Here is a 15,999-nt window from a genome sequence, read left to right as displayed (position 1 = left end):
GCTAGAGTGCGCTGCATGAAACTGTTGTTAGTCGATGACCATCCCCTTGTGCGCGCCGGGGTCGTCGCCGCGCTGCAAAGCCTAGGGGCGCACGAACTGATCCTGGAAGCCAGTGACGGTGTCGCCGCCATGGACTGCTTGGCCCAGCATCCCGATGTGGACGCCGTGCTTTTGGATCTGCGCATGGCCGGCATGGCCGGCATGGCGCTGCTGGAACAGCTCAAGCGGCACTATCCGCTGCTGCCCAGCTTGGTGCTGTCATCGTCGGAAGACCCTGCCGATGTGCGCCGCGTGCTCAAGGCCGGCGCACGCGGCTATTGCCCCAAGTCGGCCAGCCCGGCTACGCTGCTGGCGGCGCTAACGCTAGTGCTCGGCGGCGAAATCTATGTGCCACCCTTGATGGCCATTGCACCCGAGACCGGCTCAGCCGAGCCGAACTTGAGTGGCCTGACGCCGCGCCAGCGCGAAGTGCTGCAAGAGCTGTGCAATAGCAAATCCAACAAAGAAATTGCGCGCGATTTGGGCATGGAGGAGAAGACCGTGAAGGGTCATGTCTCGGCCATCTTCAAAGCACTGGGCGTGGTGCACCGCCTGCAGGCCGTTGAGGCCGCTCGGGCGGCCGGCATGGTCAGTCAGGCGCTGTCCTATTGAAGGTTTTCATCCCCCTCCATCCCAGCCCACAAAAAACGATCAGCCAGGATGAAGGGGCTGAGCGAGCTGTAAGCCAATGCTTGAAGCCGCAGACGCCTTGCTGGGCAGCAAGGCATCGCAGACTGCCTCGCGCAATTGCGCTTGCGAGAGCGGCTTGTGCAGCAAGGTCAGGCCCTGGTCCAGCGCTTCCTTGATGCGTTCTGGGCCCGTGTCGCCGCTGAGCAGCAAGGCCGGGATGTCGCTGTTGAACAGTTCACGCAGCCGCACAATTGCGCCGCTGCCAGATTCGCCGCCAGCTAAGTGGTAGTCGCATAGCAGCAGGCGCGGCGCGGTGCTAACGCGCATCAACTGAGGCATCAGCTCGGCCGCGCTGGCGGCGCTGACGACGCCTAAGCCCCAGGCCGACAGCAGAGTGGTCAGGGCCAGCCGAATCTCGGCGCTTTCATCCAGCACGATGACCATCTCGCCCTGCAGCTGGGCTTGAAGGGCCGAGCTGGGTGCTTCGGTAGGCCCTTCGTCAAGCGGCTCCAGCATGAGCGTGAAGACGCTGCCCCGGCCCGGCCGTGAGCGCAGCCGAAGCCCTAGGCGCAGCAGGCCGGACAGGCGCTGAACAATTGCCAGACCCAGGCCGAGGCCTTGGCCCGAGCCGTGCAGTTGCACGAACTCATCAAACACCTCGGCGCGGCGCGCCCGGGCAATGCCCACCCCGCTGTCGGCCACCAGCAGCTCGATGCGGCCATGCCGCCGGCGAGCCCGGAGCAGCACGCCACCCTGGGTGGTGTAGCGCAGCGCATTGGAGAGCAGGTTGCGCAGCACCCGCTCCAGCAAGGCCGGGTCGCTGTGCACAGTCAGCGCGGCCTGTGAGCCTCCAGCGGGTGGCAGATCGCAAACAAAGCGCAGCCCCTTGGCCTGCGCTTGCAGGCTGTGGTCGGCCGCCATGCGGCTCATCAGCACGCGCAGATCGACCGTCTGCCACTGTGGTTGCAACTGCTCGGCGTCCAGCTTGGAGATGTCCAACAAGGCGTTGAACATCGCTCCCATGGCATCGACGGCACTGCTGACATGCTGCAATATTTGCGCGGACTGCGCCGGGCTGGGGTTTTGCTTGAGCGCGCCAACAAACAGCGACAGCGCATGCACGGGCTGGCGCAGATCATGGCTGGCGGCGGCCAGGAAGCGGCTGCGCGACTGGCTCAGCTTGACGGCCAGGTCTTTCTCCAGCCGCAAGCTCTCGGTCAGCTGGGCGAGCTGGTGCGTTTGGCGCAGCGAATCCCACAGCAGGCGCCGCAGGGAAACAGCAAAGTGAATGTAGAGCGTGGACCCCAGTAGCAGCACGGCCAGGATGGCCCAAGAGTCAATTGCGCCATGCACCAGCACGGTCAGCAAGAGCCCCAGCAGGACTGGCCCCACCATGGCGAAATAGGCCGGCAAATAGGCATGCAGGGAATGCAGTGCGGCGGAGCTGATGCCTATCATCCAAGCCAAGAGCAACATGCGCTGTGCGTCGCTGCCGCCAGGCCAGAAGATCTGTACCGCCAGCAGCCAAAGCAAACCGTTGATCCCTGAGGTGCGTGTCACCCGGCGCAGCCAGAGCGGCGCATTGCTGATCGTCAAATGACTGCGCAACCAGCGCAGGCCCAGCCAGAGGTGAAAGGCCATGTTGATGAACTGCAGGCCCAGCCAACTCGCCACCCAAACCGGCGGCGCTGCCTTGTGCAGGCTGGCGGCAACCAGCAGCGCTAATGCGAAATTGCCCACGGTCAGACTCAGATCATTGCTGCGCAGTCGCTGCGCCACGTCCATTCGGACCAACGCCTGCAAGCGCGTCTCGTCAATCATGGGTCGGCATGGCAATGTTTGAATGCATGGGTTTGGCGCGGATTGTGCATCCTGCGTCCGAATAGCGCGACGGTCATGAAGGCGTGCGACCGGTTCCAATCGTGCCGATCGCGCTTATTCGAAGTGTCAAGCATCGGCCTTTCGGATTAGGGTGACAGAGGAGTGAATGAACTCCCCAACTGAATGTCCGCGGCACATTGGAGACCCGACATCCGTGCTGCAAACTCTGCCAAGAGTCAATTACCTCCGAGTAGCCCGAATCCTAAGACTAACTCTCTGAAACCAATGACAGGAGCCGCTGCTTGCTTGACTGAGGGGACAGCAATCTCGATGCCCGCTTTGAGCATGCCCATGACGGTGGTGGCTGACTGCAAGGTGACCAGAGCTGTCATTTGATGCAGGCCTTAGGCCGACCATGGGCATCAGCCTGTCCACCGCCTTGTCCAGCATCTGTGCCGTGCAGGTGAAGCTGCGCGCTGCAGCTCAAAACACGGCTAGTCAGGGGACCGGTGATTGCCGACGCCCACAGGTTGAAACTCAGACCCTTGAAACCGGGGACTTGACGGCGCAGCTGCGTCAGCTTGCTGCCAACAGCAATGCCGCGCCCAAGGACATGGCCGCGCACAAGCAGGGGACCTAAGCCTTTGTGGCGAATCTCCGTATGCTGCCGCCCCAAGTGAACGCATCGCGCGCCTTGCTCGATATCCAAGCCTGAGTTGGCGCGCTTTGACGCGGTCTGCCCGAATCGGGCCGCCCAGCCCCTGCTGCAGGGTCTTTTCCTTACCAGTTGTAGCGCAGCGCGACACTGCCTGCCCGCGTACGGGTGGCTTGGCCGTACTCTCCTTGCAGGTTGATCTCCACGGCCAGTGATGGGCTCAGGCGCAGTTCGGCCTGGCCGGACAAGGTGGCCAAATCGGGTGTGGGCATCAGGCCGGTGACGCTGAAGGGCCGACCGTTGAGGGTCTTGAAGGATGCATACATGCGGTGCTCGCTCCAGGATTCGTGGGCCCAGCCCAGACGTCCCCTCAGCTGGACCGAGGCGCCCCATCCCAGCATGACACGGCCCTCCACCGCCGCGCCCAGCTCGCTGCGCAGCTGGGTGAAGGCGCTGCGCTGATAGCTGAGTGCCAGGTGAGCTTGGTCCGAAGCCTGCTCGTCATGCGCCCGAATCGTGTAGTGCTGCAACTGCAGGGCGGCAAAGGGTGCGACGCGCCATCCTGGCGAGCTGACGCGCAAGCCCGTCTCGACCCGTGCGCCCCAGGCTTGGGTCGGCATCTGGGCTCGGTAGATGGAGCCCATCAGTCCAAAGCGGCGTTCGGTATCCAGCGTTTGGCGTGAATGCGTCAACGAGCCCGTTAGGTACACCTGGCCCCAGCGGCTGTCGGCTTGGCGCACTGCGTAGGCACCCAATTGAACGCCGGGCCCATACGCCTTGTAGCCGTGGGACATCTCTAGATTGGAGCGGTTGCTTGACAAGGCAGCGCCCACCCAGGTGTCCGCGTCGAGTGAGGTCTCAAGCCCGAAGGCCAGGCCGCCCAACTGGGCTTCGACATCCGATGTCCCCGCTCCATCGTAGGTGGCGCTGTGGCGTTCGCCCAGGATCTGGACCCAGGCATGGTGGGCGGGCTGTCCCGAAGATGCTACGTTGGACATCGTGCCTGCGCGGTCCGTCAACAGCCGTCCGAAAAGGGTGCTCAGCCGGGTGCCTACCGTCGCCACCGTGGTGGCACCGGCACCGCTGAGCTCCCAGTACACCTGGTGTAGCTCCTCAGGCCTGGTGAGGGCCACCAGCCGGGCGGTCAGGTCGCGGTAGTTCTCACGTGATTCCGACTGGGCTGTGCCCAGCAAGTCGCCCAGACGCTGCACGTCCTCGTTCATGCCCTCGGGGCTGAAGTCGGCATGCACGCTGAACCCCAGCTTGCCATCCTGGGGGTGCAGGCGGAAGTCCAGGATGGCCGTGTCGGTCACGGACAAGCCGCTGGCGTCCAGCCCAGCACCCGCGGTGAAGATCGTGCCCAGCGAGTGCGTGCCCGGCGCGATCAGGTGCGCGGTCTGCAGCACCGGTTGCAACCGGCCCTTGAGGGTCGCGCTGCCCGTGACGTGCAACTGATCAGCCACGCCGGTGGCATGGTCCATGCGGAGCGCCAGCGTGCCGCCCTCCCCTTGAATCAGATGACCGTTGATGACGGTGGCGGCACCGGTCTCGCCGCCGTGCATGATCGTGCCCTCGTTGTGCAGCGTGCCACTGCCGCCGAGGTTGAGGGTGCCACCGTGCAGCATGCTGGCGCCGCTGTGGTTGTGCACCTCGTTGCGCGCGCTCTCGGTGAGGTGCAGATCGCCGAGCAAGGTCCCGTAGTTGTGAACGGTGATGTCGCCTCCGCTGGTCTGCAGTGCGCGACCAGCGTGTCCGTCGGCGCTGCCCACATGCCCCCGGTTGTGCAGTTCGTTGATGGGCCCCTCGAAGTACATGGCGGCTCCGCCGCTGCCGCCCACCACGCGAGCGCCCTCAGCGACCTCGACGATGGGGTCGGTCGAGGATGCGCCCCAGATGCCATGGGTGCCGCGGCCCGATGGAGTTACGTTCACACCCGTCGCAACGTTGACCTTCACCACGCCGCTCTTGCCGTCACCGCCTTTGTAGGCGGTGGTCTGGGTACCGCTGGCGATGATGCCGCCGCCGCCGGCGACCGACTGCACCACCACACCATGAGCGCCATCTCCGCTGGTGATGATGTCCGCATAGACATTGACGGTCACGTCCCCGGCGTCTCCACGGCCCGTGTTGTGGATCGCGGTCAAGGCATTGCCCACGCCAATCACGGCGCCGCCCCCGCCGCCCACGCTCTGGGCCAGGATGCCGTAGGCGTTCACACCCGAGGTGCGGATGGGGGCATAGCTGTTGACCTCCACCTTGCCGCCATGGCCGCCGCCGCCGCCCGCGCCGATTGTGGCGCTGTTGCTGGCATAGGCCAGGCCGCCACCATTGCCCACGCTCTGCGCGACGATGCCAATGGAGCCGGCCCCTGTGGTGCTGATGGCCGCGCGGTTGTTCACGAGCACGGCCGGTTTGGATCGCTGATCCTCGCCCGGGTAGGCGGGGCTGCCGGGCAGCCCGCCCAGCTTGGCTTGGCTGACCAGCGCCAGACTCAAACCGCCGCCACCGCTGACTGTTTGGGCCACCAAGGCCGGCGCCATGTCGCCGCGTGTGCTGATGCTGCCACCGTCCAGTTGCACCGTCACTGGCCCGCTGAACTTCCAATCGTTCTTGCCATTGGCGGTCGAACCCAGGTTCATCGTGCCGTTGAAGACCTGGCCCGCACGTCCTGCGGCCAGGGCCACGCCGCCGCCGTTGGAGACGCTTTGCACCACCAGCCCGGCCGAGTGCAGGCCGCTGGTGCTGATCGAGGGGCTGCCGCTGACGCTGGCATCGAAGGCGCGGCTGCCACTGCCGGTCTGTCCCAGTTGGCCGCTCAGGGTGGCGTTGGTGCTGGTCGCACTGCCGGGCGCCGCCACGGTCGGCGCCACCCAAGAAAACACACCGCCGCCGCCCGCCACGCTTTGCGCCAGCACACCCAGGCTGCCTGCGTCGCCGGTGCTGATGGCTCGCGAGCCGAGGGTTACCTGGGCGGTGCCGCCGTCACTGCTGCCCCCGGTGCCGCCGAGCTGGAAGCTCAGGTCCACCTGGCTGGCCTGGGTCAGGTTGGTATGGGCAAAGTAGCCGCCACCACCGCCAATGCTTTGCGCCACGAGTGCGGGCGCGTTCATGCCGCTGGTGCTCCAGGCCTGCGAGCCTTTGCGTGCATCCACGCTGACCGCCGCACCGGTGGATACGTCTGTGCTGTTGGCCGGGGTCAGCTTGTGGGTGACGCTGCCGGTGGCCCAGTAGTGGTCCCCGACCAGGCCGCCGCCCGCCCCGATGCTCTGTGCCACCAGGCCGGCGGCCCCATGGCCTTGTGTGCTGATGGCCTGGGCGGTCCAGACGGTCACGTCGCTGCCGATGGCACCGCTGCCGCGCAAGGTGGTCTGCAGCGGGTTCTCCGGGCTGAGCACCATCCCGCCGCCGCCGCCAATGCTCTGGGCCACCAGGCCGTGGCCGAGTGCGCCATGGGTGCGGATGCTGCCCGTCAGTGCGACATCGCCGCTGCACTGACCGGCGCTGTCCAGCCCATTGCACAGGCGCACCACGCCGCCGTTGGCAAAGCCCGGCGCGCCACCCAGGGTGGCTGATCCGAAGGAGGTCGACAGGCCGCCGCCGCCGCCGATGCTCTGGGCCACCAGGCCCGCGGCCCCCGTGCCGCTGGTCTCCACCGCAGCGCTGCTGGACAGCAGCACGCGAGCGCCCGCCTTGGCCTGACTGTTCCCCAGGACGGTGCCGCTGGCCCGGCTGAGGTTGAGACCGCCGCCGCCGCCAATGCTCTGGGCCACCGCCGCATGCGCCAGGTTGCCGGAGGTGCTGACACGCTGACCCAGCGCCAGCTCCACCGTGCCGCCCGCGCCGCCTTTGCCGCCGCTGCCGCCGAGGTTCACGCTGCCGCTGAAGGCGCTGCCCTCGCTGGACGAGGTGGCCGCTGCACCCACGCCACCGCCGCCGCCCACGCTCTGGGCCAGCAGGCCCACGGCCAGGTGTCCTGCGGTGCTCAAGGTCTGGTCGGACAGCAGCCAGATACCGCCGCCATCGCCCCCATCTCCGCCGCTGCCGCCCAGCTGGCTGCTGATCGAGACGCTGCCCAAGCTGCCGGACTGTTGCCAGGCGGCCGCGCCCCCGACACCGCCGCCGCCACCAATGCTCTGTGCCATGACCCCGAAGGCGGCCAAGCCCTGCGTGCTGATGTTGGAGTTGATATCACGCAGAGCCAGCGTCACCGCACCGCCGTTGCCGCCGGCGCCGCCAGCGCCCCCGAGGTTGAGCCCCAGGCTGTAGCTGCTGCCCTTGGCGCTGCTGCTGCTTTGGCTGCTGCCGCCGACACCGCCGCCGCCGCCAATGCTCTGCGCCATCACCGCGGCGGCGAAATGCCCCTGGGTGGCCAGGGTCACCGTGCCGTTGGTGCTGACGTTGACCGTGCCACCCTGGCCGCCGCCGTTGCTGCCACTTTGGCCACCCAGCGCCAGGCTGACTGACTTCGTGTTGTCCCCACCTGTGTTGCTGCTGGCGTTGCCGCCGCTGCCGCCACCGCCGCCAATGCTTTGCACCAAGAGGGCGCGGGCCGCTTCGGCCTCGGTCTTCACGCTGCCAGAGAACAGCGTGACCGCGACATCGCCACCTTTGCCGGATGCACCGCCCTGGCCGCCCAGGGCGAGGGACGCAGCAGCTGTTCCTGTCGATGCGCTGCTCGACGCTGCGCCTCCGGTGCCACCGCCACCCCCGACGCTTTGCGCCACCAGGCCATCTGCGCCCCAACCGCTGGTGCTGATGCTGCCACCGCTGTTGACCTTGACGGTGCCGCCATCCTGTCCGCTCCCCGCCTTGCCGCCCAAGGACAGGCTGGTGTTGCTGTTGCCGGCATCGGCGCTGGTGGCGCTGGTGCTGCCCGCCACGCCGCCACCGCCGCCCACGCTCTGGGCCATCAAGCCCTGAGACATCAGGCCGCGGGTTTGCAGCTGGGCGCTGCTGGCCAGGTCCACCGACACATTGCCGCCCCGGCCGCCGCTGCCGCCGCTGGCGCCCAGCGCCAGGCTCACCGCATGGGCACCGCTGCTGGCGTTGCTGCTGCTGCTGCCGGCCTCACCGCCACCCCCGCCCACACTTTGGGCAAACAAAGCCGTCGAGCGTGCCCCGAGGGTGCTGATTGATGCCGCGATGGAGAGTCGGACATCCCCCCCGTAGCCGCCGCTGCCACCGCTGCCGCCCAGGGCGGCTGCCACCGCCACACCGCTGGAGGCAGAAGCCGAACTGCTGCCATTGCCCGTGCTGGCGCTGTTGTCACTGCCACTGGCGTCACCCGCCGTGGCTGCCGCGCTGACGGCTCCGCCACTGCCACCGCCGCCGCCCACGCTCTGGGCGAACACACCATGCGACTGCACGCCGCCGGTGCTGATGCTGCTGCCCAGCGCAGTGCCGCAGCTGCCATCGGACTGGGGCGTGCCACACACCGTCACCGAGCCCCCGTGGCCGCCGCCACCCGCGGTGCCGCCCAGCCCCATGGCCACCGAGGCCGAACTGCCTTGGCTGGCCGTGGAGGTGGACGAGCCCCCGTTGCCGCCACCGCCACCCAGGCTTTGCGCGATCAGCCCGGACGACAAGGCGCCCCGCGTGCTGAGATTGCCGGCGCTGGCATGCACGGCCACCGTGCCGCCATCTCCACCGCCAGCCCCCAATCCACCCAGTGAGATGGCCACGCTGCTCTTGGCCGCATCGGCATTGCTGCTGCTGCTACCCCCTTGGCCACCGCCGCCGCCCACACTCTGGGCCAGCAGGGCCGGGGCGTGGGCGATGCTGTGCACGACACCGTCTTGCACTGCGAGGCCTGTGCTCACGCTGCCGCTGTGCTGCACCACCACCGTGCCGCCATGACCCGCCTTGCCACCCGCTCCCCCGAGGGCGAGGCTGGCTGCGTAGCCGGTGCTGGCCCCTGCGGCGCCTCCCTTGGTGGGGGTGCTGCCGGACACGCTGCCGGCGCTGGCCGAGTTGCTCTGGTTGTTGGGCGATGAGCTGGCCGTGCCGGTGCTGGCACTGGTTTTGCCGTCGTCTGCGGCCGGTGTCACGCTGGCGGCCGTGCTGGCGGCGCCCCCGTTGCCACCGCCTCCGCCGACGCTCTGGGCAAACAGCCCGCCGGCGTTGCCCAGCCAGGTGCTGACGCTGCCGGTGTTGATCAGATTGACGTTGCCGCCACTGCCACCGCCGCCGCCGCTGCCGCCCAGACCCAAGGAGGCGGCGGCCTTGCCGCCGGCCTGTGAGGTGGCGCTGACCGAGCCGCCATCACCGCCACCGCCGCCCACGCTCTGGGCAAAGACGCCCAGGGACTGGGTTCCGGCCGTGCCGATGCGGCCGCTGTTGCGCACCTGCACCGAGCCCGCGTCGCCGCCGGTGCCGCCGCTGCCTCCGAGGCTGACGGCGACGGCACTGTTGCCGCCCTTGGCATTGCTGGTGCTGCTGCCGCCGTGACCGCCACCGCCGCCCACGCTCTGCGCATACAGACCGGCCGACAGATCGCCCAAGGTGCTCACCAGCGCGCTGCTGTCCACCGCCACGGCGCTGCCTTTGCCGCCCAGGCCACCGGCGCCGCCGATGCTGAGGGAGGCCCCCACGCCGTTGTCGTTCTTGGCGCTCGAGCTGCTCGGCGCGCCGTTGTCTTGGCTGAACTTCTGCGCCACGGCTACTGTGGCATTGCCCACGTTCGAGCCCACCAGCCCGGTGTACGCCGCGACACCGGCCGCCTCCACCGCGCCTTGTGAGCCGTCTGCGGAGGCCGATGCCGAGCCGCCATGACCACCGCCGCCGCCAATGCTCTGTGCCAGCACCCCAGGCGACTGCGCGCCCGTTGTGTTGAGGGCGCCAGTGGGGGTCACCACCACCATGCCGGCATCACCGCCGCCGGCACCAAAACCACCGACCGCCACCGAGGCCGCGTGCTGGTTGCTGACGGCGCTGGCAGAAGCGGCGCCGCCCTGCCCCCCGCCGCCGCCGATGCTCTGAGCCACCATGGCGGGCGCCTGCTGACCGAAGGTGCTGACGCTGGGCAAGCTCACCTTGTTGACCGGGGTGCTGCCCGCCGCTGCGCTGGCCGAGCGCCCCTCGGCCTGGCCGGTGGTGATCCAGTGCACCGTGGCGGCGCGGGTGTCGTCACCAAAGCTGGCCCGCAGGTCAGCGTAATTGGCCAGGTACTGGGCCGGATTGAAGCTGCTGGTCACGCGACCTTCCCCATACCCCCAGTCCCGGTAATGCCGCAGCCCGGCGAGCGGATCGTTGCCCAGGGCACGGATCAAGTCGGGGTGGGAGGCGATGTAGATCAGCGGGTCCACGAAGGCACTCGCGCTGTCGGTCAGCGCCAGTGCGACCGGGGTGCTGCCGGCGGGCGCGCTCGCGCTGCGGCCCTCGCTGACGCCGGTGCTCACGTAGTGATTGGTGGCAGCTGCCAGGTCGCCGTTGAACGAGGCTTGCAGGTCGCTGTAGTTCGCCATGTACTGCGCCGCATTGAAGCTCTGCGTGGGACGGCCCTCGCCGAAGCCCCAGTCGATGTAGTGCTTGAGGGCAGCCGCCGGGTTGTTGCCGTAAGCCTTGAGCAGGTCGGCGTTGCTGGCCAGATAGGTTTGCGCATCGAAGTTCAGCAAGGCATTGCCCGCGTTGCTGCCGCTGCCGCCGCCACCGCCGATGGCCACAGCCGCCGCGGCGGAGCCGGCGATGGCGTGCGAGCTGGCCGCGCCCCCCTGGCCGCCGCTGCCGCCGATGCTTTGCACCAGCACACCCGCTGCACGGTCGCCTTGGCCGGCCGCGCCCGAAGCGCTGTTGCGGCTGGGCACGCCTGTTTGCACGGCATCCAGCAAGCGCACGGCGGCCTCGGCCCCGGCGCCTCCGGCCGCGCCCTTGCCGCCCACCGTCACAGCGGCGGCCATGCTCTTGTTGTTGGGGTCGCCCCCAGAGGCTGAAGCTGCAATCGCGGCGGTGGCCCCGCCCTGGCCACCACCCCCGCCGATGCTCTGAGCCACCACGCCCACCGCCCCTTGACCCTGGGTGATGACGGTGCTGCGGCCCACCACAGCGACGTTGCCAGCGTTCTGTCCACTGCCCCCCGTGGCACCTGCCGCACCCGCCGCGCCGACGGAAACCGCCATGGATGGGTTGCCCGTCGATGCGCTGGCCGACAGGGCCGAGCCGCCATTGCCGCCGTTGCCGCCAATGCTTTGCGCCAGCAGGCCGAATGACTGCTGGCCGCTGGTGAGGACCGGCGCTTCTGCCTTGATGTTGACCGTCCCCCCTTGTCCGCCCGTGCCGCCCGTGCCGCCGATGCTGGTCGCCATGGCCACGATGGTGGTGGCCGAGCCGGCGGCCGTGAAGCCGCCGCTGCCACCGTTGCCACCGATGCTTTGAGCCGCCAGGCCTGGGGCCATGTGTCCGCTGGTTTGCACGGGTAGGCGGGCCGTCATGGACACCAGTCCGGCCTTGCCACCGGCGCCACCCGCGCCACCCAGGGAGACGGAGGGCGCTGCCGCCATGCTGGCCGAAGCACTGGCGGCCCAGCCGCCGGTTCCGCCCGAACCGCCCAGGCTTTGCCCCAGCACGCCAGGCGACTGGTCGCCCTCGGTGACCAGCCGCTGCTCGGGGCCATGGACATGCAGCCAGACATCCCCACCGGTGCCACCCTTGCCGCCGCCACCACCCAGGTTGGCGGCCAGGCTCAGTCCGCCGGCCAAGGCGCCTGCCAGGGTGTGCCCCCCATTGCCGCCATTGCCGCCCAGGCTCTGGCCTTGAATGCCCGGGGAAAAGGCGCCACGGGTGAGCAGGCTCGCGCCATGGTCGATGCTGACCGTGCCGGCACTGCCCGCATTGCCACCGCCACCGCCCACGGCCAGCGCGACACTGCCCTGAAAGGACAGCGCCCCTGCGGCGCTGAAGCCGCCTTGGCCGCCGCCGCCGCCGATGCTCTGCGCCAGGATGCCCGGGGCATGCCCGACCTGGCTGGATTGAGCGGCGATCGCACCGGTGCTGTTCACCTGCACCGATGAGGCCACAGCCCCAGAGCCACCACTGCCCCCCATGCCGATGCTGATGCTGCCCATGCCCGCCACGGTGCCAGCGATGGCATGGCCCCCCGAGCCGCCGCCGCCGCCAATGCTTTGGGCCAGCAGCACGGGGGCACCACCGCCCTGGGTGGTCAGCGCTCCCTTGTTGGTGACGTTGACCGTTCCCGCATGGTTGCCCGAGCCGCCGCTTCCGCCCACGCTGACCGTGCCGGCCACGAACTCCGCGCCGGACAGTGCCACCGAGTAGCCGCCATGGCCGCCACCGCCGCCAATGCTCTGAGCCACCAGGGCGCTCGCACCGCTGCCCTGGGTGGTGATCGCGCCGCGTCCGTAAGTCGGATTGCTGCTGCTGTCCTCATTGACGAGGGTGACGTTGCCGCCGGTTCCACCGGTGGCACCATTGCCGCCGACCGCCAGGGAGCCGGCATAGCGTCCCGAGACCGCCAATGTGATGGCCGATCCCCCATTGCCGCCGCCGCCACCAATGCTTTGTGCCACCAGCCCTTGTGATCCTTCGCCGCTGGTGTTGATCAGGCCACCTGGGTTGTGGACCGCCACCGCACCGGCAGCTTGACCACTGCCCCCTTTGCCGCCCACACCCAAAGAGGCGGAGCTGCCGGTGTACGCCAGGCTCAGGTCCATGGTGCTGCCGCCGGAGCCGCCACCGCCGCCGATGCTCTGGGCCAGCAGCCCAGGTGATTGCGCCCCGGAAGTGTTGATGCTCTGTCCATTGCTGCTGGCAAAGACCTGACCCCCGGTGCCTGCCGCGCCGCCGCTGCCGCCAAATCCCAGCGACTGCGAGCCGAACAGGCTGCCGGACAGGGACATGGCGTAGCCGCCCGCGCCCCCGCCTCCGCCAATGCTCTGGGCCACGATGCCTGGCGAGGCGAGGCCGGTGGTGGCGATGCGGAAGTCTGTTCGGACCGCGGTCAGCACAGGGGTTCCGGCGCAGGGGCTGAAGCTGGAAGAGAGTGCGCTGTAACTGTTGCAGTTCACCAGCACGTTGCCGCCATTGCCACCGCCTCCGCCGGCCCCCCCATGAGACACGGCGGCACTGTCGCCGGCCAGGGCTGTCGCATAGGCCAGGGCCCCGCCCGCACTGCCCCCGCCGCCGCCAATGCTCTGGGCCAGTAAGGCCGGGGAACTGATCTCGGCGGTTCCCAGGTGACCGACATGGGTCACCAGCACCTTCGCGCCCACGCCGCCACTGCCGCCGGTTCCGCCCACGGCCATGGCCGACGCGTTGCCGAAAATGGTTGTGGCCCGGCCTTTGGCTTTGGCAAAGCCGCCCACGCCGCCACCGCCACCGATGCTCTGGGCCACCAGCGCGATCGCACCGCCTGCTGTCGAGTCATCGGCCGCCCAGCGGTCCTGACCGTTGCAGGCGACGCCGGTGCACAGGCTGTTCCAGTTGATGACGGTCACGGCGCCACCGTCACCGCCCGCGCCGCCGGCGCCGCCGACGGCCGTGGTCTTGCTGCCACTGGATATCGCCATGCCGCCCGAGCCGCCGCCGCCGCCAATGGCCTGGGCGAACAAGCCGGTGCTCGAGGGACTGAACACCGAGACCGATCCGGTGTTGTTCACCACCACGGCGCCCGCGTGCCCGGCTGCACCACCCTCGGCACCCAGGATATGAAGCCCTGCACTGGCGCCGGCATGGCCGCCGCCACCACCGACCGATTGCGCCGCGAGTCCGAATCCGCCCGCGGGATTGCAGTTCGTGGTGACGCTGTCGTTGCAGCCCACGCGGGACCCAGATCCGACCTGCAGCGACCCCGTGTTGTCCACGGCCAGGGTGCCGCCATTGCCACCCGTGCCGCCACTGCCACTGTGGCTTTTGGTGTTCACACCGCCATCACCACCAAAGCCGCCAATGCTTTGTGCAGACATGGCGTTGCCGCCGTCGGTCAGGATCTTGCCGGTGTTGCGCAGGACCACATCACCCCCGGTGCCACCGCTCTTGCCACTGCCCGCATTGGCTTTGTTGGCGGCATCGCCGCCGGTGCCACCGGCGCCGCCACCGCTTTGGGCCACCAGCCCCAGCGCACCGAGCCCACCACTGACCTGCATGGACAGTGCGTTCTCCAGCCGGACATTGCCGCCAGCACCGCCTGCCCCGCCATCGCCGCCCTTGTAGTCGTTTTTGCCGCGGGTGTTGTCGCCACCATTGCCGCCCGATCCACCATGGCTGACCGCCACCACGCCGGTGCTCGCGGTGCTGTAGATCGCTTCGACCGGGTTGGCGCCGGGCTTCACGAACACGGTCACAGAGCCGCCTGCAGCGCCAGGGCGACCGTCAAAGTCACCCTTGCCGCATTGGCCGGAGGCATCCCCATTGCCGCCTTTGCCGCCATCGCCGCCGCGGCTGCTCACGCCGATGAGCGTTCCCGGGTAAACCAAGGACATCAGGCTCAAATTGACCGTCTCGTCAATCGAGGGGCCAACAGCACCCGCCGTCCCCGGTACGGGGCCGCTGACGCAAGAGCCACCGCCGACCGCATCCTTGCCCGCGGTGCCATTGGCGCCGCTGCGCGCATCGGCGAAGTAGTAGCTGGGGCCGGCAGTCACCGCCTGTGGCCAGGCTGCAGTCGGTGCGCACAGGCACAGAATGCCCCAGCCTCGCGCCAGCATCAGCCGGCGCAAGGGGCGATGGGCAAAAGCCGCGTGAGGCGCGTGCGAGTTCGTGACGAGCTTGGTGGCAGAGGAAGTGATACGTGGAGTCATGGCAGCAGACGGCAAGTGAGGCGGTCGCCTGGCACTTGGCTTGCCCAGATGCCTTCACAGTGGTGGGCGTCTGGGCTGCGCGGTGCAGGAGGCGGATTCGCTCACAATCTTAAAAAAGCCTCTTGAGCGGGAATCGCTCAGTTAGCGGGCTCAAAAAAGCACTTTTCGCGCCATCGGCTGATGGGCAACACCAAGTCTTGCGCTGCGTTGATCGCTTGTGACCCTGCCTCTGTGGTGCTGGCCGCCATCCGGCCGCCACGCCAACGCAGGTGGGTGGGCGGATTTGTCGCTGGCTGGTGCACCTTGCGTACAGCGTCTTTAATCCCGTGTGGGGATGAGCTTCGTTGAAATGCTCGGTGCACCGGGCAATTGCACCCGCCTTGTAAGCACATCTGGCAGTTCCACGGGGCTCATGCTGGCTCGTCCGCGACTTTCTGTCGCTCCACACGCCCTTTTCGATCTGCTCTGCTCCTGACAGCCTGAAACCAGCGGTGCACCATGTTGGCGTTGAGCGCGTGGGCCACCAGCCACCAACCACCAACCACCGAGGCGCCAGGTGGCCGGCCGCAATGACTTGTCGCTTGAGTTCAGGCGTGAGGCGCCGCCGACTTGGCTTGTTGAGCGTGTCTTGCGTGGTGTCCCCCGATTTCTTGAGTGGACGCCATCCTCGCCGCCAGGCTCTGGGCGCTCTAGATGACTTCGCCGGAGGCTTACGCTGGGCCAGGCCGCTCGCCGCATCCGTCGCTGAGTTGGGTCTAGGCCAACGTGCCTTGAACTGACACGGTGCCAGACAAGGGGCGGCTATGCCGGCCCCTTTCTTTTGGTCAGCCCGGCACGGGCGAAGCGGAGTCGAGAGAGGCACGTATCGGGGTCAAGTCCAAAAAGACCAAACCCCCATCCCATGCCGCTTAACGCGACACGAATGCCCGGCAAGGGCACAGAGTTGCCGCTCACCATGGGTGTCTGATCGATAGGCGCTGATCAGGAACTGCTTCTTCCAACCACACCCAATCGCCGAGCTTCGGTGCGTGCAACTTTGGCAGGCTTTGCCGCCCCCCTAATTTGAGCCTCGACCCGCGAGCTTGGCTGGCTTGTTGGAGCGCA

The 15,999-nt window shown here is 68.3% G+C and carries 4 protein-coding genes; 2 read left to right on the top strand and 2 right to left on the bottom strand.

The features are described from left to right. Positions 1-15: 15 nt before the first annotated feature. Entirely contained in the window at positions 16-651 is a 636-nt protein-coding gene (locus LNV06_RS00750; protein ID WP_263536335.1) for a response regulator, read from the top strand. 39 nt (positions 652-690) lie between these two features. Here LNV06_RS00750 and LNV06_RS00745 read toward each other — a convergent pair whose 3' ends face one another. Beyond that, complete coding sequence (locus LNV06_RS00745) at positions 691-2,490, bottom strand: ATP-binding response regulator (RefSeq protein WP_263536334.1); 1,800 nt, start codon at positions 2,488-2,490, stop codon at positions 691-693. Positions 2,491-2,905: 415 nt separating this feature from the next. Between LNV06_RS00745 and LNV06_RS00740 the strand changes: the two genes are divergently transcribed. After that, complete coding sequence (locus LNV06_RS00740; protein ID WP_263536333.1) at positions 2,906-3,130, top strand: hypothetical protein; 225 nt, start codon at positions 2,906-2,908, stop codon at positions 3,128-3,130. A 140-nt stretch (positions 3,131-3,270) separates the two neighbouring features. Here LNV06_RS00740 and LNV06_RS00735 read toward each other — a convergent pair whose 3' ends face one another. Further along, positions 3,271-14,895: an autotransporter outer membrane beta-barrel domain-containing protein gene (locus tag LNV06_RS00735; RefSeq protein ID WP_263536332.1), complete on the bottom strand. Its 11,625-nt coding sequence runs from the start codon at positions 14,893-14,895 to the stop codon at positions 3,271-3,273. Positions 14,896-15,999 lie beyond the last annotated feature (1,104 nt).

This window comes from Paucibacter sp. Y2R2-4 (assembly GCF_025717535.1).
GTDB lineage: Bacteria > Pseudomonadota > Gammaproteobacteria > Burkholderiales > Burkholderiaceae_C > Paucibacter_A.
The sequence above is the reverse complement of the archived record's forward strand: the minus strand, read 5'-3'. Positions and strand labels throughout refer to the sequence as shown.